Origin of the sequence: Aquabacter albus, assembly GCF_040049275.1 — a bacterium.
In the GTDB taxonomy this organism is placed as follows: domain Bacteria; phylum Pseudomonadota; class Alphaproteobacteria; order Rhizobiales; family Xanthobacteraceae; genus Aquabacter.
Map to the genome: position 1 here is coordinate 563,441 of NZ_JBDZDT010000002.1, position 21,383 is coordinate 584,823.

Annotated in this window: 29 protein-coding genes and 2 pseudogenes; 29 read left to right on the plus strand and 2 right to left on the minus strand. The window is 63.6% G+C overall.

Features of this window, described 5'->3' with window-relative positions; genetic code table 11:
* Positions 1–14 precede the first annotated feature (14 nt).
* From ABLE91_RS05690 to ABLE91_RS05730, 9 genes are all read left to right on the plus strand, one after another.
* The gene (locus ABLE91_RS05690; protein WP_348929228.1) at positions 15–362 is read left to right on the plus strand and encodes a LexA family protein; all 348 of its coding nucleotides are present in this window, start codon (positions 15–17) and stop codon (positions 360–362) included.
* Positions 359–1,099, plus strand: coding sequence for an LvrA C-terminal domain-related protein (locus ABLE91_RS05695; protein WP_348929230.1), 741 nt, complete (start codon positions 359–361; stop codon positions 1,097–1,099). Before ABLE91_RS05690 ends, ABLE91_RS05695 begins: the two co-directional genes overlap by 4 nt.
* 61 nt (positions 1,100–1,160) lie before the next feature.
* Positions 1,161–1,547 carry a hypothetical protein gene (locus ABLE91_RS05700; protein ID WP_348929232.1) on the plus strand — a complete coding sequence of 129 codons (387 nt, stop codon included), beginning with the start codon at positions 1,161–1,163 and terminating at the stop codon, positions 1,545–1,547.
* A 2-nt stretch (positions 1,548–1,549) separates the two neighbouring features.
* On the plus strand, positions 1,550–2,206 hold the full coding sequence (gene nusG / locus ABLE91_RS05705) for a transcription termination/antitermination protein NusG (RefSeq protein WP_348929234.1): 657 nt from the start codon (positions 1,550–1,552) through the stop codon (positions 2,204–2,206).
* 801 nt (positions 2,207–3,007) lie between these two features.
* Positions 3,008–3,184 (plus strand): hypothetical protein, encoded by a 177-nt coding sequence (locus ABLE91_RS05710; protein WP_348929236.1) that lies wholly within the window; start codon positions 3,008–3,010, stop codon positions 3,182–3,184.
* Between the two features lie 524 nt (positions 3,185–3,708).
* The gene (locus tag ABLE91_RS05715; protein WP_348929610.1) at positions 3,709–4,326 is read left to right on the plus strand and encodes a hypothetical protein; all 618 of its coding nucleotides are present in this window, start codon (positions 3,709–3,711) and stop codon (positions 4,324–4,326) included.
* Positions 4,226–5,560, plus strand: coding sequence for a DNA-packaging protein (locus tag ABLE91_RS05720; protein ID WP_348929238.1), 1,335 nt, complete (start codon positions 4,226–4,228; stop codon positions 5,558–5,560). Before ABLE91_RS05715 ends, ABLE91_RS05720 begins: the two co-directional genes overlap by 101 nt.
* A gap of 7 nt (positions 5,561–5,567) precedes the next feature.
* Positions 5,568–6,956, plus strand: a complete 1,389-nt coding sequence (locus ABLE91_RS05725; RefSeq protein ID WP_348929240.1) for a DUF1073 domain-containing protein — start codon at positions 5,568–5,570, stop codon at positions 6,954–6,956.
* Positions 6,957–7,108: 152 nt separating this feature from the next.
* The gene (locus ABLE91_RS05730) at positions 7,109–7,762 is read left to right on the plus strand and encodes a phage head morphogenesis protein (RefSeq protein ID WP_348929242.1); all 654 of its coding nucleotides are present in this window, start codon (positions 7,109–7,111) and stop codon (positions 7,760–7,762) included.
* A 57-nt stretch (positions 7,763–7,819) separates the two neighbouring features.
* Here ABLE91_RS05730 and ABLE91_RS28935 read toward each other — a convergent pair whose 3' ends face one another.
* On the minus strand, positions 7,820–8,236 hold the full coding sequence (locus ABLE91_RS28935; RefSeq protein WP_510181903.1) for an Arc family DNA-binding protein: 417 nt from the start codon (positions 8,234–8,236) through the stop codon (positions 7,820–7,822).
* Between the two features lie 74 nt (positions 8,237–8,310).
* Here ABLE91_RS28935 and ABLE91_RS05740 point away from each other — a divergent pair, with 74 nt between their 5' ends.
* The 20 genes and pseudogenes from ABLE91_RS05740 to ABLE91_RS05835 all read left to right on the plus strand — a co-directional run bounded on the left by ABLE91_RS05740 (position 8,311) and on the right by ABLE91_RS05835 (position 20,885).
* Positions 8,311–8,559 carry an Arc family DNA-binding protein gene (locus ABLE91_RS05740; protein ID WP_348929245.1) on the plus strand — a complete coding sequence of 83 codons (249 nt, stop codon included), beginning with the start codon at positions 8,311–8,313 and terminating at the stop codon, positions 8,557–8,559.
* A gap of 9 nt (positions 8,560–8,568) precedes the next feature.
* Positions 8,569–9,306, plus strand: coding sequence for a phage antirepressor KilAC domain-containing protein (locus tag ABLE91_RS05745; RefSeq protein ID WP_348929246.1), 738 nt, complete (start codon positions 8,569–8,571; stop codon positions 9,304–9,306).
* Positions 9,307–9,374: 68 nt separating this feature from the next.
* Positions 9,375–9,545 carry a hypothetical protein gene (locus tag ABLE91_RS05750; RefSeq protein ID WP_348929249.1) on the plus strand — a complete coding sequence of 57 codons (171 nt, stop codon included), beginning with the start codon at positions 9,375–9,377 and terminating at the stop codon, positions 9,543–9,545.
* Positions 9,545–10,159, plus strand: a complete 615-nt coding sequence (locus tag ABLE91_RS05755) for a hypothetical protein (RefSeq protein WP_348929251.1) — start codon at positions 9,545–9,547, stop codon at positions 10,157–10,159. The genes ABLE91_RS05750 and ABLE91_RS05755 overlap by 1 nt, the downstream gene beginning before the upstream one ends.
* A 228-nt stretch (positions 10,160–10,387) precedes the next feature.
* Entirely contained in the window at positions 10,388–11,170 is a 783-nt protein-coding gene (locus ABLE91_RS05760) for a Rha family transcriptional regulator (protein ID WP_348929253.1), read from the plus strand.
* Positions 11,171–11,236: 66 nt separating this feature from the next.
* The gene (locus ABLE91_RS05765; RefSeq protein ID WP_348929255.1) at positions 11,237–12,385 is read left to right on the plus strand and encodes a DUF2213 domain-containing protein; all 1,149 of its coding nucleotides are present in this window, start codon (positions 11,237–11,239) and stop codon (positions 12,383–12,385) included.
* Positions 12,386–12,397: 12 nt separating this feature from the next.
* Positions 12,398–13,144 (plus strand): structural cement protein Gp24, encoded by a 747-nt coding sequence (locus ABLE91_RS05770; protein WP_348929257.1) that lies wholly within the window; start codon positions 12,398–12,400, stop codon positions 13,142–13,144.
* A 19-nt stretch (positions 13,145–13,163) separates the two neighbouring features.
* A complete protein-coding gene (locus ABLE91_RS05775) occupies positions 13,164–14,138 on the plus strand; it encodes a DUF2184 domain-containing protein (protein ID WP_348929259.1) in 975 nt (324 codons plus the stop codon).
* An 11-nt stretch (positions 14,139–14,149) separates the two neighbouring features.
* Complete coding sequence (locus tag ABLE91_RS05780; protein WP_348929262.1) at positions 14,150–14,539, plus strand: hypothetical protein; 390 nt, start codon at positions 14,150–14,152, stop codon at positions 14,537–14,539.
* Positions 14,539–14,907 (plus strand): DUF4054 domain-containing protein, encoded by a 369-nt coding sequence (locus tag ABLE91_RS05785; RefSeq protein WP_348929263.1) that lies wholly within the window; start codon positions 14,539–14,541, stop codon positions 14,905–14,907. The genes ABLE91_RS05780 and ABLE91_RS05785 overlap by 1 nt, the downstream gene beginning before the upstream one ends.
* 223 nt (positions 14,908–15,130) lie before the next feature.
* Positions 15,131–15,640, plus strand: a complete 510-nt coding sequence (locus tag ABLE91_RS05790; protein WP_348929265.1) for a hypothetical protein — start codon at positions 15,131–15,133, stop codon at positions 15,638–15,640.
* Positions 15,637–16,008, plus strand: coding sequence for a hypothetical protein (locus tag ABLE91_RS05795; RefSeq protein ID WP_348929266.1), 372 nt, complete (start codon positions 15,637–15,639; stop codon positions 16,006–16,008). Before ABLE91_RS05790 ends, ABLE91_RS05795 begins: the two co-directional genes overlap by 4 nt.
* Entirely contained in the window at positions 15,986–16,552 is a 567-nt protein-coding gene (locus ABLE91_RS05800) for a phage neck terminator protein (RefSeq protein WP_348929268.1), read from the plus strand. Before ABLE91_RS05795 ends, ABLE91_RS05800 begins: the two co-directional genes overlap by 23 nt.
* A 3-nt stretch (positions 16,553–16,555) precedes the next feature.
* A pseudogene (locus ABLE91_RS05805) lies at positions 16,556–16,978 on the plus strand (DUF3383 family protein); the annotation flags it as partial.
* A gap of 45 nt (positions 16,979–17,023) precedes the next feature.
* Positions 17,024–17,263: pseudogene (locus ABLE91_RS05810) on the plus strand (hypothetical protein); the annotation flags it as partial.
* A gap of 339 nt (positions 17,264–17,602) precedes the next feature.
* The gene (locus ABLE91_RS28940; protein WP_510181911.1) at positions 17,603–17,980 is read left to right on the plus strand and encodes a hypothetical protein; all 378 of its coding nucleotides are present in this window, start codon (positions 17,603–17,605) and stop codon (positions 17,978–17,980) included.
* 10 nt (positions 17,981–17,990) lie between these two features.
* On the plus strand, positions 17,991–18,452 hold the full coding sequence (locus ABLE91_RS05820; protein ID WP_348929270.1) for a phage structural protein: 462 nt from the start codon (positions 17,991–17,993) through the stop codon (positions 18,450–18,452).
* Positions 18,452–18,889 carry a phage tail assembly chaperone gene (locus ABLE91_RS05825; protein WP_348929271.1) on the plus strand — a complete coding sequence of 146 codons (438 nt, stop codon included), beginning with the start codon at positions 18,452–18,454 and terminating at the stop codon, positions 18,887–18,889. Before ABLE91_RS05820 ends, ABLE91_RS05825 begins: the two co-directional genes overlap by 1 nt.
* Before the next feature lie 50 nt (positions 18,890–18,939).
* Positions 18,940–19,074, plus strand: coding sequence for a hypothetical protein (locus tag ABLE91_RS05830; protein WP_348929274.1), 135 nt, complete (start codon positions 18,940–18,942; stop codon positions 19,072–19,074).
* On the plus strand, positions 19,071–20,885 hold the full coding sequence (locus ABLE91_RS05835; RefSeq protein ID WP_348929276.1) for a phage tail tape measure protein: 1,815 nt from the start codon (positions 19,071–19,073) through the stop codon (positions 20,883–20,885). The genes ABLE91_RS05830 and ABLE91_RS05835 overlap by 4 nt, the downstream gene beginning before the upstream one ends.
* On the opposite strand, the gene ABLE91_RS05840 is transcribed toward ABLE91_RS05835, so the two are convergent.
* Positions 20,860–21,255 (minus strand): hypothetical protein, encoded by a 396-nt coding sequence (locus ABLE91_RS05840; RefSeq protein ID WP_348929278.1) that lies wholly within the window; start codon positions 21,253–21,255, stop codon positions 20,860–20,862. The two genes, ABLE91_RS05835 and ABLE91_RS05840, sit on opposite strands and share 26 nt — an antisense overlap.
* Positions 21,256–21,383 lie beyond the last annotated feature (128 nt).

Sequence of the window (21,383 nt, forward strand, 5' to 3'; positions counted from 1 at the left end):
TCGCGGGGCGCGGCATGACCGAAGCCCAGCACCGCGCCTTCCGCTTCATCTGCACCTACATCGAGATGCGCGGCCGCTCGCCGACGTTTCAGGAGATCGCCGACGGCATCGGACTGAAGACGCGCAGCGCCGTGCATCGGATCGTGGACATTCTCGTGTCCGAAGATCTCATTAGCCGTGCGCTAGGCCGGCCGTGCTCCATCCGGCTCACGGCCAAGGCAATGTGTGAGGACACCAGCCTCATCGCCTTGCCGCTGGCGCTGCGCATGCGGCTTCAGGACCGGGCGATCGCAGCCGGCGTTTCGCCCTCGCAGCTCGCCCACAGGTTCATCCGTGAAGGCCTCGACGGGAGGGCAGGGTGAGCATCAGCCCAGCCATACTCGACGCCCTCCTCGCGGCCGGCGCCACGGCCGACATGATCGTGGCCGCCGTTAAGGCGGATGCCGCCCAGGAAGAGCAGCGCCTGATGGAGAAGCGGGGGAAGGACGCCGAGCGCAAGCGGCGCTCCCGTTCGTCCGCGATGTCACGCGGACAAGACGTGACGGACGCGGACGGACGCGGACAGGGTGTGACGGCGGCGGACACCCCCCATCCCGAGGAAAGAAAGGTCTCCCCAGACCCCTCTAAAGAAACTCAACCCTTACCCCCCACACCTTCGGCTTCGCCTCAGGCTCTCACACCCCGAGGGCGAGCGGGCGATTTCGAGACCTTCTGGCAAGCCTACCCCCGAAAGATCGGCAAGGACGGGGCTGAGAAGGCGTTCGCCAAGGCCATCCAGCGCACGCCGGGCCTGACAGTCGAAGCCATGGTCTCCGCCTTGGAAGCCTACCGCCGCTTCAAGCCGCCCGATCAGGACTTCTGCCACCCCGCGACATGGCTCAATCAAGGACGATGGAACGATGACTGGACAGGAAATTGCGAGGCAGACCGAGGCTCAGGGACGCTCGCTTTCCGCGGCGCCGCCCATTCCCGTGCCGGAGGTGGTTCCAGGGTCGGTATATCCGATCCGCTCATTGCCGCCGTGGGTGATCTCCTGCATGAACGCTCTGACGGCAGGGGACCAGAAGGAATTGCCCGCAGACCGGGCGCCTACGGCTGACCAGCGGGCGGCGTTGGAAGCGCATGTCGCACACGTCGATGGGCTGCTGGCGCCGGCCGCGATGGATCAGGTCGCCGCGCAATTCACGGGCCTCCTCGTTTCCTTTCCAGCGCAGGCCATCAGCGACACCGCGGCGAAGGCCAAGGCGCAGGCATACTTCATCGCTCTGGAAGGCTTGCCGGCTTGGGCAGTCCAAGAGGCATGCCGCCGGTGGCTGCGCGGCGAGCCCGGCCCGAACAAGGACGCCAACTTCGCCTTCGCCCCGAGCGCGCCGCAGCTCCGCATCCTGGCGGATTCGCTTACGGCCGATCTGCGCATGCACCGGCTGAAGATGAGGAGGATTTTGGACGCCAAGGTGCGCGTGGAACTCCCCGAAGCCGACCGCGCCCGCATGGTCCAGCGACTTCGAGATGTGATCGCGCCGCACACCAATGAGGGGAGTGCCTGACCATGGCAAGCCATCAGCGGCAGATCGAGCTTGCGGTGAAGGCGGCGCAGGAATCGCGCCGGGCCAAGCGTCGCCGTGTGGTGCGGTTCCCGACCGAGCAGCCCACGGCGGAAACCCTGATGCAGATGGTCAAGGGCCTGCAATGGTATGCACTTCGCGTCGCCACACAGAAGGAGTTCGCGGCGCAAGAGATCCTGCTGCGCAAGGGTGTGACCACATATTGCCCATCGGATCGCCGCTGGCGGAAAGTGAGCCGGTATGTGCGGGAGAAGGAGTTGAAGGACTTCCCGCTCGTGCCCGGATATGTGTTCGCCGGCTTCCCCTTGCATCGCGCCGCGTGGTTCGAGGTCTTCTCAGTTCCGATCATTCTCGGCTGCATCGGTGTGGACGGCGTGCCGAAGCGCATCAAAGCTGATGCCATGGAGCGCATGATAGGCTGCTACCGGAACGGCTTCACCCGGCCGGCCGAAGAAAAATTCATGGTCTCCAACCACGAATTCAAGGTGGGGCAGATCGTGCGCGTCGCCAAAGGCCCGTTCGAAGGGCACGAAGTCCCGGTTGTGGAACTGAAGGGCAAGCATGCCCGCGTGCTGCTGGAGTTGTTTGGCATTGAACATCAAATTAAGATCGAAGCGGAAATCTTGGAACCTGCGGCTTGACTTGCAGGGCAAATCACTTCAGCTTCCAATATCAGGACGACCGGGGCTCCCTGCGCCAGACGCATAACCCGATCCAGCGGACGCAAAATGCGATCCGCACCCTTGGCGAAGCATGCCAAATTTCAGCGCCCGGCCGGAAGGTGACGGGCGCTTCGTTTTTCCGAGCTCTTAGACGCTCCCCGCGAAACCATCTCTGGAATAAGACGTTTCCCAGACAAGAGATGGGCAACGGTAGGAGATCGTCGTGTGGGTCTGCGTAGTTGCTGCGGGGGCGTTATTCACCGCCTACGTGGCTGTCGAATTAGGTGCAATTCTACGCTTGGGGCGCTAGTCGCTACCGCTGCTCGTGTGATTGAAGGGCCTGTTTCGCGACGACGACCGCGAGAGCCGAGACAGCCGCGATGAAGACCCAGCCGAAGATAGTCATCATCCACCTCATAAGGCCCCCTTACACAGGTTAAGCGGAATACGCTTACCGTGGGGAACAAGGATGCGTGATGAAGTTCTGCCGGCGCCGCTCGCGTCGAGAAGGCTGGGAGGCCCGGCCGTTGCCGCGAGCTAATTCCTTAGAGATGAGAGTTTCTTCCCGCGCCATGTCACGGGCGGTGGGAGAGCTTCATGCGCGGTCCCGATGACTTCAAGCCACGCGGCCACGCCGGGAGGGATGGGGACCTCCCCCGAGGCCCAAGCCTGAACCAATTCGTCATCGCATTGTAGGGCCGCAGCCAGTCCTTCCTCCGTCCATCGAAGGGCAGCGAGGCATTGGCTGAAGCGTTCTGGCGTCATGAAGGAAAGCCTACCATGGCCTGCCGCTCTTGCCAGGAGGCCCGCTCTGCTGTGAACCGCACCGCCCGCGCCGCCGTCTCTGGCGACCTCCGGGGGGCTGCATCCGGCTTGAAGGACACCGCCACTCACCTCGCCACCAAGGCCAAGGATGAAGCTGCGCGTGTCCGGGCCATGGTGATGAGGCGGAAGTGATGTCGCCAAATGGGCAAGCTCAATCTCTCAGAAAGCCTGAAACTATCCAGCCAGTGCACCACACGAGTGCGAAGAGGACAGCCGCGACAAATACCGTGATGGCCAGCCCAAAGGAAAACGGTCGCGCGAACGAGGCGAGCCAGACCGGTGGCGGACTATCGTAGCTAGAAACGGCGCTCCAAAGTAAGAAAGTTGCGCCAACACAGCCGGTCGCTACGCCATCAACTAGGCTTCGATCTGCAGCGATGGAATGTGCCCGGCCATCCGCTAAGGCCTTCTTAGCGCACAAAAACGATTCATGGTCGCGCTGCAACTTATCGGCATAGTCCGCGGCTTTGTATGCGGAGATGCTCATCCCGATGATCAATAAGATGCCCGCGACGACGATCCCAAATCGTCGGAACCCGCGGTTCACTAGCCGGCTGGGCGAAAGCTGAAGTCGGCCCGCCGTATCTCGATCAGCGTTCATTATTCACCCTCTCGGACCCTGTTTCCCTCAGGGCGAAATAAGGTCATTGATCGCGATGCCCGACAAGCCCCGCACCGACTGGGAGGCCATAGAGCGCGAGTACCGCGCCGGGCAGCTCAGCATCCGCGAGATCGCCAAGAAGCACGGCATCAGCGACACCGCCATTCGCAAGGAGGCAAAGGCGAGGGGCTGGGAGCGTGCTCTCGCCGACAAGGTCCAAAAGGCGGTTCGCGAAAAGCTGGTTCGCAGTGATGGTTCGCAGTCAGGTTCGCAGGAGCAACGTGCGAACGACAAGGAGATCATTGAAGGGGCGGCCGTTCGCGGCTTCGAGGTGGTGCAGTCCCATCGTCGGGACATCCAGCAGCTCACTGCCATCTCCAGCATTCTCGCAACCCGCTTGGCGGCAGTGATTAACGGCGATCCCCACGAGGGGCCATGCCTGGGCGACAAGGAAAGCCCAGGCGACCTCCTTGAGAAGTTGACCCGCGTTCGTGGCCGCCTGATCCCGCTTGAGCGGCAGGCTTACAATCTCGATCAGCCGGAGCGCGATCCGAGCGATACGGACGCACACGATGGAAGCGCCCTCGATCTCCTCGCTCGCCGGCTCGATCGCATCGCTTCCCGCGGCGGACCGGGCGAAGGTTCTGGCGGGGCTAACGAAGAAGCAGGCTGAGGCGGTTCTTTGGGATTGGCGTTTCTGGGCCAGGCCGAACCAACTTCCCCCGCCGGGTGATTGGCTGACGTGGCTCATCCTCGCCGGGCGAGGATACGGGAAGACGAGGACCGGGGCGGAATGGGTCCGCTCCATGGTGTGCGGGAAGACGCCGCTGGCGCGCGGCCAACTCGGGCGCATTGCCCTGGTGGCAGAGACGGCGGCGGACGCCCGCGACGTGATGGTGGAGGGAGAGAGCGGCATCCTGTCGGTGCATCCGAAGGAGTTCCGCCCGCTCTATGAGCCGTCCAAGCGCAGGCTGACATGGCCCAATGGAGCCGTGGGCACGCTGTACAATGCGGTTGAGCCGGACCAGCTTCGCGGCCCGCAGCATGACGGCGGATGGTGCGACGAGCTCGCGAAATGGCGCTACGCGCAGGACACGTGGGACCAGCTTCAGTTCGGTCTTCGCCTTGGGGATAAGCCCCGACAGGTGGTGACCACCACGCCCAGGCCTATCCCGGCGCTCCGGCAGATCATGGGCGCGAAGACGACGCGGATCACGCGGGGCGCCACACACGAGAACAGGGCGAACCTCGCCCCGAGCTTCTTGCAGGAGATCGTCGGCAGGTTCGAAGGGACGCGCCTCGGTCGGCAGGAGCTGAATGCCGAGGTGCTGGACGATGTGCCCGGCGCGCTGTGGACACGGGAGGTGTTCGATCAGCAGCGCCGCACGGTAGCGCCCGAGATGCGGCGCATCGTGGTGTCAGTGGACCCGTCCGGCACCAAGGGCGAAAGCGACGATGGCGACGAAATCGGCATCGTGGTGGCGGGCCTGGGCGTAGACGGACGGGGCTACATGCTGGCGGACCGGACCTGCAAATTGTCTCCGGACGGGTGGGGGCGCCGAGCGGTAGAAGCCTATCGCGAGTTCAAGGCGGACCGCATCATCGCTGAGCGGAACTTTGGCGGCGCCATGGTTGAGCACGTCATCCGATCCGTTGACCCTCTGGTGCCATACACCGAGGTCACAGCGAGCCGAGGGAAAGCGGCCAGGGCCGAGCCGGTGGCGGCTGTGTATGAACAAGGGCGCGTCAGCCATGTCGGGTCCTTCCCAGAGATGGAGGATCAGATGTGCTGCATGACCCCGACCGGGTACTTGGGAGACGGTTCGCCAGATCGGCTTGATGCCGGCGTGTGGGCCATCACCGACTTGATGCTGACAGGTGGCACCTTCACCCTTGCGAACCTCTGAGGCCGGAATGGGCGCCGTCTCCACTGCCAGCGTCACCGATGGCCTGCAGAGCTTCGTCTCTGGTCTCGGAACGTCTCGGGACAAGGCCGCGACGACCTTCTACGGCGTTCCGATGTGGACGGACGATCAACTCGTCAACGCCTATCGCTCGTCTTGGATTGCCCGGAAGATTGTCGACGTGCCGGCACTGGATAGCTGCCGGCGCTGGCGCTCCTGGCAGGCTGAGCAGGATCAGATTGAGGCCATCGAGGCGGAGGAAAAGCGTCTCGGCCTGAAGGCGAAGACCCTGGAAGCCAGGATCAAGGCCCGGTTGTTCGGTGGCGCCGCGCTCCTCATCGGGACGGGCGATGCCAACCCGGCCGAGCCACTCGACCCCGCACGCATCGGCAAGGACGGCATCAAATACCTGACGGTCCTCACGCGCCGCCAGCTTGCCGCCGGCGATATCGAGACCGATCCGCTGAGCCCGCTCTACGGACAGCCGAAGTTCTATCAGGTGTCGGGCGCCGCTGCCCAGGTCACGATCCACCCCTCGCGGCTGGTGCGCTTCATCGGCGCTCCGCACCCCGACGAGGATCTTGCGGTCGGCGCAAACAAGGGCTGGGGCGAGAGCGTGCTCGTCGCAGCTATGGAGGCGGTCAAGCAGGTGGATGGTTCCGCGGCGAATGTCGCCAGCCTCATCTTCGAGGCGAGCGTCGACGTGATCCGCATCCCGGATTTCATGGCGAGCCTCGCCAGCCCGGATTATGAGGCGCGCCTTCTGAAGCGTTTCGGCCTCGCCATGACGGCGAAGGGCATCAACCGTGCGCTGATCCTCGACAAGGAAGAGGAATTCGAAAAAAAGACGGTCTCCTTCGCGACGTTGCCGGACGTGATGGACCGCTTCATGCAGCTTGCGTCCGGCGCGGCCGACATCCCGGCCACTCGGCTTCTGGGACAGTCGCCGGCGGGAATGAGCGCCACCGGCGAGAGCGACCTGCGCAATTACTACGATAGGATTTCCGCCGGCCAGGAACTGGAGATGACGCCGGCCATGGAGCCGCTGGACGAATGCATCATCCGGTCGGCGCTCGGTGCCCGGCCGCAGGAGGTGCACTTCATCTGGAGCTCGCTCTGGCAGATCTCGGATATCGACCGCTCCAAGATCGGCGAGAGCATCGCGAACACCATCTCCAAGCTGGAGAGCACGGGCCTGTATCCCCAGGAAGCGCTCGCCAAGGCCGGCGCCAACACGCTGGTGGAGCACTCCATCCTTCCGGGCCTGGAAGAGGCCATCGAGGAAGCCGGCGGCTTGCCGGATTACGACGCCGAGCTTCAGGCCGAGCAGGAATCGGAGATGGAGCGGCTGGCGGCGCAGGGACAGCAGGGGGCCCCGGGCACGTCCCGGGAAGTCTGATGCTTACCTATCAGCTCACAGCCATGGCGAAGCGCCGGCGTGGTGAGGTTGTGTTACCCGGCCTCCATGGATCGATTGGAGCGGAAACGACGTACCTCGCCGCTCTGCGCGTAATGCTCCGATCCACGGCGGCATGGTCGCGTGAGAATCTTGTGCCGTCCTATGAGCGTGAGCTTGAGGCGGCAAGGCGAGAAGGCCTCACCACAGACGCGGAGGGGTTCATCTGGGGCGCATTGGAGGCCCTGCTTTATGGCCTCGCAGGCGTGGCGGTCGATAAGGTGCTCGACATCTTCCGCCGAGAAGCCCACCGCCACACCAATGGCTGGAAGGCAGCGGTCAACGGGGCAATCGGCATCGACCTTGAGGTAGTGGTCAAAGAAGAGGATCTGACCGGCTACCTCGCCTTGGCAGCGGATCGGAGCGCGAACCTCATCACAGGCCTGGTGGACGATCTCAGGAAGCGGATCCGGGATCGGTCCATTCAAGCGGTTCTGCAAGGGGAGTCGCTGGCGTCATATCGGAAGGTGCTGGCGGAACAGTTCGAGCTCTCGGACAACCGGGCCCGCCTCATCGCCCGGGACCAGGTCGCCAAGCTGACGTCGGATCTCAACAGGATCAGGCAGCAGCAGGCCGGCATCGGAGAATACCAGTGGTCGACCGCACATGATGAGCGTGTGCGCCTGCTGCACCAGCACCTCGAAGGCAAGCAGTACCGATGGGGAGAGCCTACCGGCGCCGAGCAAGGCCTGCCACCAGGACAGCCGATCCAGTGCCGATGCGTGGCGCGGGCAGTGTTGAAGTTTTAGGAGGCGTCCATGCAGGTGGGGCCGCTCAAGCGTAGCCTTCTCTAGGTCCTAGTGCGTCTAGTCTTTGGGAGGATCGAGTTTGGCCGATAGCTCTGCGGCCCTGATCTTGGTGTTTTTACGCGGATGCGTTTCATCGTAAACAATATTTGGTTCGCCTTCGATTTTATCGAGAAGATCTTTTAATTCATCTTGAAGAATTCGCCAAAGAGACTCGCTTCTGCGCGTTGCTAAAACCCCGATCGTCCTCTGAAGAGACCCCGCGATGTCTTCAGCTGAAGGTGGGATTGGGTATGCTTTTTCTAGCGTGCGGACGATTTCGGCATTCATGGACCTTCCATGTCGCCTTGCTTCCACGGCAATGCGCTCCCGCATGCCGTCAGGTAGGCGGAGCATGAATTTGTCCTGAAGGGTTCGGCTCTCTTCACTCATGATGTCCATTGGACGCAGAAAATCGCTTGACGCAATGGCGTCCATTGGACATACATGAATGGTGTCCAATGGACGCAAGGGAGACGTGATGATTATTTGCTTGAGCGAGGGGTTGGCTGATGAGTGAGCCGCACCGTCTCACGGCCGACAAGATCATGCTCCGGGTGCCGGACGGCATGCGGGAGCGGATCAAGGCCGCGGCGGCAGACAGCCGGCGGTCAATGAATTCGGAGATCGTCTTTCATCTGGAGCGGGCGTTGCCGGCTCCTTCGGCAGCGACGGGGGCAGGTTTTGCCGACACGACCCCCGCCGCTGCTCAGAACCACGCCGCCCTGGCAGGCGGCGAGATCATCAACCCCGATGTATGAGGCATCAGAGTGACGCACACAGATATCGTCCCGTTCGGTCCCCAAGGCAACCCGGGCGAACCGCTCACCATGTCGACTTTGGAGGTGGCCGAGCTCACCGGGAAGCGCCATGACAATGTCATGCGTGACGCACGTGTCATGCTGGTGGAACTGCACGGGGAGGGGGGTCTCCTCAGTTTTGAGGACACCCACCAGAACCCGCAGAACGGGCAGAGTTATCCTGTCCTCCGCTTGCCCAAGCGCGAAACCCTGATCCTTGTCTCCGGCTACAACATCGAGATGCGCGCCCGCATCATCGACCGATGGATGGAGTTGGAGGAGGGGCTCGTTCGCCCTCGCCTCGTGGTCGATCCCTCCGACCCCAAGGTCATGCTGGCGGTCTTCGACCACCTTCAGAAGCAGGTGGCCGAGAAGGACGCCATCATCGCTGACCAGATCGAGAAGGTGAAACAACTCGACCGGCTCGCGGCAGCGGAGGGCAGCATGAGCCTGACGCTCGCCGCCAAGACGCTGAATTCACGACCGAAAGACCTCATCGCGTTCATGTCGGCTCGGCGCTGGATCTACAAGCGCCCGGGGAATTCCAGTTGGGTCGCCTACCAGGACAAGATCCAGGCGGGGCTCATGGAGCACATCGACCATCCCTTCCTTGATGATCAGGGGCGCGAGCGCATTGCCACGCGCGCCCATGTCACCGCCAAGGGCCTCGTCAAGCTCGCTGAGCTTCTGAACCAGCCGCTCCACTGAAATAAAGCGGCCGCGCCACGGTGTTCGAGCACCCGGCGCGGCCTTAACCCCAGGCAAGGACCAGAACCATGCCCGAAGCTGTCATCACTTATACCACGTCGCGCCGCAGCCCCAAAGACGCGGCGACCATCGCCATCCTCCTGTTGAAGGCCGGCCTCGGCATCGATCTCGATCCGGCGCCGGTCTCTGCCCCCAAGCGGCCCGTCCTCACCGGCGGCGCGATGGCGGAGGTCGGATGATGGACCGCCGCTCCATTCTGAAGGGCGCCTTGGCGCTCACCGCTGTCGCGATCCCTGCGACCGCCGTCGCCGCGCAGTCGAAGACCGAACGGCTTTGGCCTGAATTGCAACGCCGGCTTCGCGCCTTTGAGCTTGCAGACGCCGCCCTCGACGTCGCTGAGGCCAAGTTCAAGGAGATGTGCCCGGTGCGGCCCAAAGAGGTGTATGCGAACCAGTTTTACTGGTGCGATGCCCGCTGGCTTGTCGATGGCGAGGGAAGGCACTACGGCGGTCCCGAGCAATGGCGGGTGGTGCTGCACAAGTCATCCAATTTGCCCCATGTTCTGCCCGACGTAGAGCGGCGGCTGGCGGCAGCTGAGGCCTTTGAAGCGAGGCGGGATGAGATCAAGGAAAGCCTCAATCTTAACGCCTTGGGCCATGCCTACGACGCTGCGTTTAGCGCTCTTTGGGACCTCGACGAGGAGATCCTGGCGGCGCCTTCGGTCAGTCTCTCCGACGTGATGAAGAAGATCGAGATCGTCCGCCGTCGCGAGGTCGATGAGTTGGATGACCACAACAACAGGTTCACGCTCGATGTCTTCGCTGACATTGAGCGGCTCGCCGCATCCACATAATTACCCCCTGTGGACAACTTAGCCTGTGGAAAACGCGAAGAGCGCGCACAACTCACATCCGCGCTTCCGCCGACACCTTGGATCGATCAGGTTTTCACAGATGCCCTCGGTTCGCCGGGGCTAGCCGGGGTCGGGGAGCAATTGCTGTCGAGGCGCGCTCCCCGCCCCGTTTTCCCAGCCGCCTTACCAGGGCGGCCAGTTTCACCGCCAACGGAAAGGCCATTGGCAATGACAAACGAAGACATGCTCCCGCTGGACGCCGCGCGCAACCCCATCGTTGAGGTGCGGAACGGCGAGGCGCTGACGAACTCGCGCGACGTCGCCGCCTACTTCGAGAAGGAGCACCGCGACGTGCTCCGCGCTGTCGACAATTTGCTTCAGCAGGAGCCGAATTTGGCCCTGCGCAATTTTACGCATGCCCCCTACAGGTTGCATTCGACGGGTGATCAGTTGCATCGCTCGTTCGACATGACGCGCGACGGCTTCACCTTGTTGGCGATGGGCTTCACTGGCCCGAAGGCGCTGAAGTGGAAGCTCCGCTATATCGAGGCATTCAACCTCATGGAGGGTGAGCTTCGCGCCCGGCCGGCTGTGGACCCCGCGAAGGTTTTGAACGATCCCGCCGCGATGCGCGGCCTTCTGCTCTCTTACACCGAGAAGGTGCTGGAGTTGGAAGCCAAGGTGGCCGAGCAGAAGGACGATGTCGCCGCCCTCGACCGCATCGCCAAGTCTGAGGGTTCGCTCTGCGTCACCGATGCCGCGAAGGCCTTGCAGGTCCGTCCCTCCGACCTCTTCGCCTATCTCCGGTCCCACAACTGGATCTACCGCCGCGCCGGCACCGCGCACGACATCGGCTATCAGAACCGCGTGAACTCCGGTGATCTGGAGCACAAGGTCACCACCGTTCTCCGGGCCGACGGCAGCGACAAGGTGACCGAGCAGGTGCGGGTGACGCCGCAGGGCCTCGCCAAGCTGGCGAAGCTTATGAGCCCGGCGATCAAGGCGGCTTAGCTAAGAAGCGATGCACATCCAAAAGGGCGGTTCTTCGGAACCGCCCTTTTTCATGGGAACTCCAATATGCAATTCGTTGACGCGGCACAGATCGCGGGCACTCGCCTGCGCGCTGACGGCACTCTTGTTGCCGATGCGCGCGTCGCCCGTACCGGCATCCAGCTTTATGCCGGCCATGAGGTCGGCAAGCCGGAAATGTCCGTGGTGCGCGTGTATCGCCCCGCGGAAGAAGTCTTCAGCGTGGATGCTCGGGCATCTTTCGCGCACCGACCACTGACGAATGACCACCCGAAGGAGTTGGTCACTGCTGCGAACTGGAAAGCCCTCGCCGTCGGCCACACGGTCGACGAGGTGACCATCGACGGGAATCGCCTCCGCGTTCCTCTTCTCGTGTCGGATTCCGCCGCCATCGAGGATGTGCAGGGGGGCAAGCAGGAGCTTTCCGCCGGCTACACCTGCAACTTGGATTGGACCGCCGGCACCACCCCCGAGGGAGAATCCTTCGACGCCGTCCAGCGCGATATCCGCGCCAATCACATCGCCATCGTCCAGCGCGGCCGCGCTGGCTCCGAATGCCGCATCGGCGACGCCGATCTGCATACCTGGGGCGCTGCCCCTCTCACCATCGATCAAAAGGACCAGACCATGCCGGACAATCTCCGCACGGTGGTCGTGGACGGCCTGTCGGTCCAGACGACCGACCAGGGCGCCCAGGCCATTGAGAAGCTGACCAAGGACCGCGACGACGCTCGCAAGGCGCTGTCCGATGCCCAGGCCGAGCACGCCAAGGCGCTCGCCGCCAAGGACGCCGATCTCGCCAAGAAGGACGCCGCGCTTGATGCCGAGAAGGCGAAGGTGCTGTCCGACGCCGACCTCGACAAGCGGGTGGCAGCGCGCGCGGCGCTCGTCACTGTCGCCAAGGCCATCGCCAAGGACGTGAAGACCGACGGCCTGTCCGATGCGGGCATTCGCAAGGCGGTGGTGACCGCTGTGCTCGGCGATGCCGCGGTGGCCGGCAAGGCGGAAGCCTACATCGATGCCCGCTTCGAAATCCTCGCCGAGGATGCCGCGAAGAAGGGCAGTACGGACCCGTTCCGCGAAGCCGCCGCCGGCGGTCTTCGCACCTCCGATGGCGCCGATAAGGCTGCGTCGGACGCCTACGCCCAGATGGTGAAGGACATGCAGTCCGCCCATCACCCCGCCCAGGCCAACTGAGGAGCCACGAACATGGCGACCTATCAGACCACCTATACGAACGCTCCTCCGAAGGGCCTGCCCGGTCAGATCGCGAATGAGGAGAAGTGCAACAAGGTGAGCCGCACGGTGGAATCCGCTGCCGGCATCGCCTTCGGCCAGCCCGCATTCCGCGGCACTGGTGATCATGGCGTGGTCACGGGCGGCACCTTCGCCGCCACCGGCGCGGGCTCTGCCGCGGCCTCCGGTAACGTCGGCACCGGCACCATCACGGCGTCGCCCGCCGTTGCCGCCGGCGCCAAGGAGGGCCGCTACACGATCGTCCTCACGGCGACCGGCGCGACCGCTCCCTGGATCATGCAGGACCCGAACGGCAACATCGTGGGCGATGGCGTCGTCGCTTCGGCCGCGACCATCGACGGCATCGGTCCGTTCACCATCTCGAACGCCGGCACCATGACGGCGGGCGACACCTACTACATCGACGTGACCTACACCGCGAATGCCGATTTCCTCGGCCTTGCGGTGCTGAACCCGGCGGTGCCGCCCAACGCTTCGGCGCCCGACGCCTACCCGCAGTACTTCACCGGCGCCTTCATGACGATGGGCCAGATGTACGTCACCGCGGGCGCGACGGTCGTTCAGGGTGACCCGGTCTACTGGAACCCCTCGAACGGCCGCTACACCAAGACGACGACGCACATCCGCATCCCCGACGCCACCTTCGACACTGGCGGCGGAAACGGCGACATCGTCGAAATCTCTCTGAAGCTCCGCTGATCGCGAAAGGACCAGCACCATGAACATGATCGTTCAGCAGCCTTTCGCTGATGCGCAGGCCGCGTACCCCTTCGTGCTCGCGCAGGGGCGCAATATCGAGACGCGGATCTATCAGCGCCGCTACCCGACCTTCAATTACGGTGCCCACGTCCCCGTGGTCACGGAAGGGAACGCATGGGCCATCGGCACCACGTTCTTCACCGTGGACACGGCGGGCGAGGCCAAGTTCCTCTCCGGCGCCGGCACCGACATGCCCTTCAACCAGGCCACGAAGGACATGGCGAGCCATGACTTCGCGATGATCGGCTCCGGTTGGGAATGGAACCTGGAGGAGGTCAATCAGGCCGCCCTCTATGGCATCGATCTCAACGGCACGAAGGCGACCTCTGCTGCCGACAAGGTCGAGCGCCTGCTCAACTCCGTCGCCATGGTCGGCTCCACCGAGAAGAATTGGACCGGCTTCGTGAACAACGCCGCGGTGTCCCGCGTCGATGTGGCGAACGACGGCACCGGAACCTCCACCTACTGGTCGGCGAAGACCAATGACCAGATCCTCCGGGACATCAACGACCTGATCTCCAGTGTGCGGGCGAATACGGAGGAGGTCGAATGGGTGGACGCCCTGCGCTTGCCTCCGGAGGCCTTCCGCCTCATCGCCACCCGCCGGCTCGGCGCAGGCGATGGCCTGATGACGCTGCTGGAGTACATCCGGCAGAACAACGTCTACACGGCGGAGACCGGCCAGCCGCTGGACATTCAGCCGCTCCGGGAACTCGCCACGGCGTCCCAGGACGGCGGTGGCCGCATGGTGGTCTATCGGCGCGCTGAGGAAGTTCTTCGCTTCCACCTGCCCATGCCGCGGCGTGTTCTGCTGCCGCGGCAGAAGTCCATCATGGGCTGGGAGACCGGCATCATCGCCCGCACCGGCGGCACCGAATGGCGCCTGCCCGGTGCCGCCGCCTACGGCGACGAAATCACCGCCCCGCCGGTCTGAGGAGGACAGCCATGGACGTGACGAACAAAGCGCCCGGTCTCCAGGGCGTTCACACCAGCACCGGCGTGGTCTACCTCAAGCCGGGGCAGACACGCGACCTCACCTTCGGCGAAGGGCAGGAAAAGCGGGCGCGTCGCCTGCCATTTCTCACCTTCGGCGGGGCGCCCAAGGCGGCAGCCGAGCCCCGCGAGCCCAAGCACGTGGAGTCGGTCGCGGGCGGGGAGGGTGTCGAACTCACCGAGGCCGAGAAGGCCAAGGCGGCAGCCGATCTCCTTGAGCAGGCCGACAAGCTGCACTTCCAGACCTGGAAGAAGGCCGCCGGTGAATTGCTCGGCCCGGACAACCTCCCGGACACCAAGGACGAGATCCTCGCCGCCCTGAAGGCCAAGGCGGAAGCCTGATGGCCTACACGCCCCCGACCGTCGCCGAGCTGAAGGCTCGCTTCCCCGAGTTCGCCGCACGCGGTGATGTCCTCCTCGGCCTTGTGCTCGATGAGGCCATTGCCCAGGTGGGCGAAACCTGGATCGAAGCGGATCGGAAGCCGGCGACCCTCTACCTCGCCGCCCACCTCCTTGCCTCTCAGGGCTCGGGAGCAGGCGGCGATGTGGCGATCTCCGGTCCGGTCAAACGTGATCGGGTCGGAGACAGCGAAACCGAATTCGCCGGCGTCGGCGGCGCGGCGGGGCAGGGGGACTACGGCAGCACAGCCTATGGGCAGCGCTTCGCAACCTATCTGCGCCGAAACTTTCCAGCCGTGGCGGTGGTCTGATGTTCTTTCACATCTCAAACCGATCCGGAGTTCGGCAGGCCGTTGAGACCCCGGGGGGCCTCGACCATATTCCCCCCTTCAGTGCCAAGACGGTCGAGCTCACTCCCAGGGGCGAGGCCAAGGCACGGCGGTTCGTCTATCTCGCACTCCGACCGACGGCCCCCCTTCCGCGGCGCATGTCATCGCTCGTTGTCAAGCGGGCGCGGAAGCGCCGGAAGTCGTCATGATCCGCGTCCGGATGAACGTGTCCACGGTGAAGAAGGGCGATCTGGAGAAGAAACTGGCCGAGTTGCGGACGGCCTTTTCCGGGCCGAAAGAGGTCAAGGTCGGCCTACCCGTAGGTAAGGCCGACGCCAACGTCATCGAATACGCCTTCTTCAACCATTTCGGCACGAAGGGTTCCGGCAAGGGCTTTGTACGAAATGGCATTGGAGGCTTCGGCGGTCCGATCCCGGCGCGCCCCTTCATCAAAGCCGCCATGTTCGAAGGGCAGGGCGAGGTCAAGGCTGCGATGCAGAGCGTCGCAAAGATCACCATCAATGGCGGTGACCTTCAGGCGGGAATGATGAAGCTGGGCCTGCTTGGGCAGAACCTCATCCAGGACAAGATCAAATCGGGAATGGCCCCGGCCAATTCTCCTCTCACCATCAAGATCAAGGGATCGAGCGGGACCCTTCGCGATGAAGGGCGCCTCTTCGGTTCCATCACCTGGAAGCTCGATGGTGTCACATGACATGGGCCGTTCTCGCGATTGACCGCCGGGCGAAGCCGGCGACGCTCCAACGGTACGATGACGGTGTTTATGTCGGTGGCCGCTGGGTGGCGGGCGATGCGACGACTTCAACAATCCAGGCCGTGATCCAGCCGCCGGGCGCGGCCGATCTGCGCATGATGCCGGAAGGCGAATGGGTCGAAGGCGACGTCGTCATCTGGACGCGGACGCCGCTGCGAACCGCCGATGAGGATGCCGGCACCACTGCCGACGAAATCACGACCGCTCTCGGCGCCACCTACAAAGTGATCAAGGTCGCCACCCGCTCGGAAGCGGGGTTCACCCGCGCCATCGCGAGGCTGACGAATGACCGAGGACGAACTGTTTGACGGCCTGCGGGCCTATCTGGTCCGCACCGACGCCGAACAGGCGATCATCAATCCATCACATGACCCTCTCGAGGACATCGTCGCCGACCATCAGAGCGCACCACGCTTGAAGGGCGCTCATGCCGTCATCAATCTCGTCGGCGAACGGGTGCTTCTGGAGACGCTATGCATCTCATATGAAGCGATGACGGTCGGTGCTGCGCCCAGGGTGATTGAAGCCACGGCCCGGGCGAAGGAATGGCGGTTCACCGTCGACGTGTTCGCCTCGCGCGGGCTGGATTTTGCCGGCCCCATGATCAACGCGCTTCAGTCCGCGCATGCTTCCGTGGATCTGCACCCCGCCATGGTGCGCCACGTGTCCGAACCCCGCCGCGTGCCCAGAATGGTTGAAAGCCAGTGGGAAGGCCGGGTGCAGTTCGATGTCGACCTCGCCGGCATCGTCGTCGACCGTCTGCTCATCGACGTGATCGAGAGCGGGACCGTCCAGTTCCACGACGCCGCTGCCGAGCGGCTCTTCGCAACGCTTCACTTTCAGAAGGGCTAAAGCATGGCTACTCGCCTGCCTTATTCGCGCGTCGTCGACGTAAGTCTCACGCGCCAGGACAACTTCGCGACCGCGACGGGCTTCTCCGTCGCGCTTCTTCTCCAGCCGACGGAGGTCGCAGGAAAGGTCGACTCGACGACGCGGACGCGGGTCTATTCCGACCTTCTGGAGGTCTCCACGGACTTCCCGTCGAATTCGGAGACCTATGCCGCCGCAGCGGCTGTGTTCTCGCAGAACCCGCGGCCTCGCCAGATCAAGATCGCATATCGCGACGACTCGGAGGACATCACCGACGAACTCAACGCGATCTATGCCGCAGATCCTGACTGGTACTGGCTCTTTCATACCGACGAGCTGCGCGACACGCCGGAGCAGCGTGCGCTGGCGGACTGGGCCGAGACCAAGACGGCGCTCGTCGGCCTGGACAGCAACGACGTCTCGACGGAGACGCCCTCATCCGAGGCCGACCTCTCGGCGACGGTAACCATGACCATCGCGAGCCCCGGCGTGGTCACGTGGACCGGCCATGTCTTGCAGGCTGGTGACCCGGTGGTGTTCAGCACGACGGGAGCTTTGCCGACCGGGCTTGTCGCCGGCACCACCTACTACGTGGTTTCTCCGGCGACCAGCACCTTCTCGGTGGCGGCAACCGTCGGCGGGAGCGCGATCAACACGTCGGGCACCCAGAGCGGCACCCACACTGCGACCTCTCCCCGCTTCGGCGGCTCCATCGCCGAGTATATCGAGAGCAAGAACTACGACCGATCCTTCGTGTTCTACCACACGGACGCTTCGCTCTACCCCTCGGCGGCGCTGATTGGCTTCCTTGCTACCCGGGATCTGGATCGGTCGAACATCCAGACCGCGCGCCGCGGCGACATCAACTCCGGCCAGGCCTACACCGCGAAGTTCAAGCGGTTGCGTGGCATCACCGTGCTCAACAAGCCCAGCGCCATCGTCCAGGCTATCACTGGGTTTATTCCCGGCAGCGGCCTGGACAAGGCCCAGGGCCATCTCGCGAACGTCTATGTGAACATCGGCGGCCTGGACATGGTCGTGGAAGGCAACGTCGGGTCCGGCGCCTTCATCGATGAAATCCACGCCGGCGACTGGATCGTTGCACGCACCCGCGAGGCGCTCCTGTCTACCCTCGCGAACAATGCTCGCGTGCCCTACACGAACGCGGGCGTGGCCATCCTCACCAATGCCATCGACGGCGTTATGCGCCGCGCCTTCGCCGCTGGGATCATCGCCAGCGACACTGGCGAGGACGGTGAATTCCTGCCGGAATACGAGATCTCGGTGGACCGGGTGGAGAACATCCCGGCCACTCAGCGCCGGAACCGCATCGCCCCCGATATCCGGGTCGATTTCCGCTATACGGGCGCGTTCCACTACGTGTCCTCGTCCCTGATCATGCGCTTCTGAGGAGGGGCCAATGCCCACCGCCTGCCTGCCCCTTACCGTCTATTCCTTCCAGAACGTCGTCCTCACGATCGATGGCCGCGAGGTCACCGGGGTTTGGGAGGGCGACGACGCCATCCAGGTCGAGCGCCATGCCGATCTTGGCACTCCGGTGGTGGGAGCGGACGGCTCTCCCATCCTCTCCATCACCGCGGATCAGTCGGCCACGCTGACCTTGAAGCTTCAGCCGACCTCCGCATGGAACCGCTACCTGTCCCAGAAGGTGAAGAAGATGCGCGCCGGCGCGGTGGTTGACGTCATGACCATCGGTCTGCGCGATACCGGGACTGGAGAAGGTGGCGGCTGCTCCTCCGCCGTCATCATGAAGGAGCCCCCGCTGAGCCTGGGCACCAGCGCCACCGAACGGGAATGGGCGATCTACTGCGGGTGCTGGCAGGAGAACGACATTCAGTACACCGATGTGAGCGCAATCTGATGGCTGAGAAGAAGATCAACGGCGTCACCTATCGGTACGACCGCCTTCCCGCGGACCAGGGCTTCCCGCTCCTGCTTCGCGTGCTCAAGATGCTGGGGTCGGCGAAGGGCGCTGCGGCGGTCCTCACCGATGCCAACCTGTCGCTGGCAAGCATCGCCGCGGCCGCCGCAAATCCGGCCATCGTCGGGTCGGCGCTGGAGTTCCTCGGCGACATGGACACGACCGAGGTCTATGCGCTGGTCGAGGAGATGGTTTCCAACTGCCGCGCCGACGGCGAGCCGGCGGTGATTGGCGTCAAGCCGTCGGACACCGCCGAGATGTTGCAGGTCGCCTTCTTCGCCTTCCAGACGGAGTTCGGCGGTTTTTTCGGCGACGGCACGGGGAGCGGTGGAAAGAAGCCAGCGCCAGCTCCACTTCGCTCACCCCGGCCGAGGTGAAGGTCATAGCTCCAAACATCACGGATCGGATGTGGCTGCTGCGTCCGGTGATGAGCGAGCCCCCGCTGTGCTCCTACCAGGAAATCCGCACAGTCCTGACCATCGATGACGTCGCCAACCTCAATGAAATCCTCGACCTGCGCGAGGCTGCGTCCTCCAAGGCCATGGCGAGATCCAGCAAATGATCATTGAAGAACTGGTCGCGCTCATCGGCTTCAAGGTCGAGGGCGAAGAGCAGATCAAGCGTGCTGCGACTTGGTTCGATCGCCTGAAGGTGAAGATCCTTGAATTCGCAAAGGCTGTGCAGACGAAGCTCCGCGCCGCCTTTGCGAAGATCGGAGATTTCGTCCGTCGGGAGGCCGGGCATTTCGGCAGGGGTATCCGGCTGATCGGCGGCGATATGGCTGGGCTTGCGGCCGGCGCCTCCCGTCTTGCTATGGGTGTCGCTGCTGGTGCTGCTGCCTTCGCTGGGCTCGCCGTCGCCGGCGGGGTGGTCATCGGCGTTGTCGCCGCGCTCGCGACCGTGATCGCCAGCGTGGGCGGGAAGATCGCTCAGGCGCGTCGGGAGCTTCAGCTCATGGCCGCCGGCATGGGGACCTCGGCGCGCGGTATCGACGTGCTGGGGAATGCGTTCAGCGCGATCGGCGGAATGAGCCCCGAGGACGGCAGGAAGCAGGCTGAGGATTTCATAAAGGGCTTCAGTAAGGCCCGGGAGGATGCGCTTCGCGGCGACGAGAAGGCGCAGGAGAAGTTTCGGAAACACGGACTTGACCCCCGCGACCCCAGCGGACGCGCGCGCGATTCCACTGCGCTCGGGCTCGACCTGATCGAGCGCCGCTATGATCTCATGCAGAAGCGTGAGAAGGCGTTCCAGAAAAGTCGAAAGGCCGGTGAGGCCGCAGATCAGCGGCTACGGCAATTCGATGAAGAGTTCGGAATCTCGCCCCAGGCAGCGGCGCTGCTTGAGCAAGTTGGCCCGGAAGAGTTTCGTCGCCGCACTCTAGAGGCTAATGCTCGACGCCCTGCCCCTACATCACAACAAGAAAGCATGAACGCACGAGTGGCTGAAGAGTGGTCGAAGCTTCAGAACCAACTTGAAACCGTAACTGACGCAGCCAAGCGGCTGGCCGTTGCCCTCTCGGACAAATTGCTTCCACCTCTCAATGATTTTCTCGGATGGGTAATCTCGATAGGCAAGAAGCTTGGCTTAGTCCCCGAGACGCAGGACGAAGTTAAGCAGCGCCAGGCGGCTGCAAAGGAGCGCGTTGACGTCGCGCAGGACGAGGTCGACATTCTGACCCGGCCGGCATCTCCCGAGGAAACCCCGCAAGAGGCCCGCGCCCGATCGCTCCGCGCGAAGAGGGCCAAGGCTAAGCTTCAAGCGGCCCAGGAAGCCTACGATAGGGTCATGGCAGAAGGAGTGCCGATCCCTCCGCCACGACCGGCCGAAGCCACGCCCCCCGCTCCCCCGGCGCGCCCCGGGGATGCGCCGCGGCCATCAACCCCGTTGCCCCAGGCTCGTCCGAATGAGGCTCCAACCGGAGGGGCATCTGCGTCGCAGTCGCGCCCACAGGATGCCCAGACCGCTCCATTGACCCCGCCGAATAGCGGAGGGAGGGGGGCGGAAGCACTGCCCCGCTCAGGCGGTAATCCTCAGGCGCGACCCGCCGAAGATCCTGGTCCGACAGTGGGGCAAGCCTTCGCCGGCTGGATGCAGGAGTTCGGTGCATTTCTCAGGGATGCCGCGGTAGCAGCCGCGACCATCCAGCATCAGGTGTCTCCGTCCGTGAATGCGGAGAAGGTCGCGAACGGTGAGGCGGCGAAGGCCGTCACCAACAATGTCACCAACGACCAACGAGATCAGCGGCAGGTGAGTGTCACAGTGAACGCGGAGGTCAATGAGGTCCCGCAGCTTGGTCCTGTGGTGACTGATGCAGTGTCGTCGGCGTTGGTGAAAAGTTCAAACGCTACTACTGCCGCGGCCCCTGGCCCGTAGAAACGCTGAGCATTAGCTCAAGATCTTCCAGTGACTTGAACTTAATGGCCTTTCCAGAGATTAACGCCACCACACCATCGGGCTCGGTTCGGTACGGCGTTCCTGAAATGACACCGTCCGCAGTGAAGTCAATTGAAAGGGTCTTCACCGGCGATACACCCTCATCTCCGGCCCAGGTGCCAGCGAGCTTCATCGCGGTAGGGCTTCCAGGATAGGGCTTCAAAAGAAACGAATGTATGAGGGCGATTAAGAACAGGAAGAAGCCGTAAAAATACCAAGGGAAAAATTCTCGCCCTTTGTTTTCGGCGATTTTGGCCGGGATGAAGGCCAGTCCCAGACCAATCAGAACGAATACCAAGAAGACTTCCATCGTTTCCCCCTATCAGCGCCCTGCGATTATCTTAGCTCATAAGCAGCGGAATCCGCGATGGGGCTCGTGCCGGGGCCAAGAGCAGAAACGGAACGACAAGCCACACCCGACGCATGCTCACCTCCCCA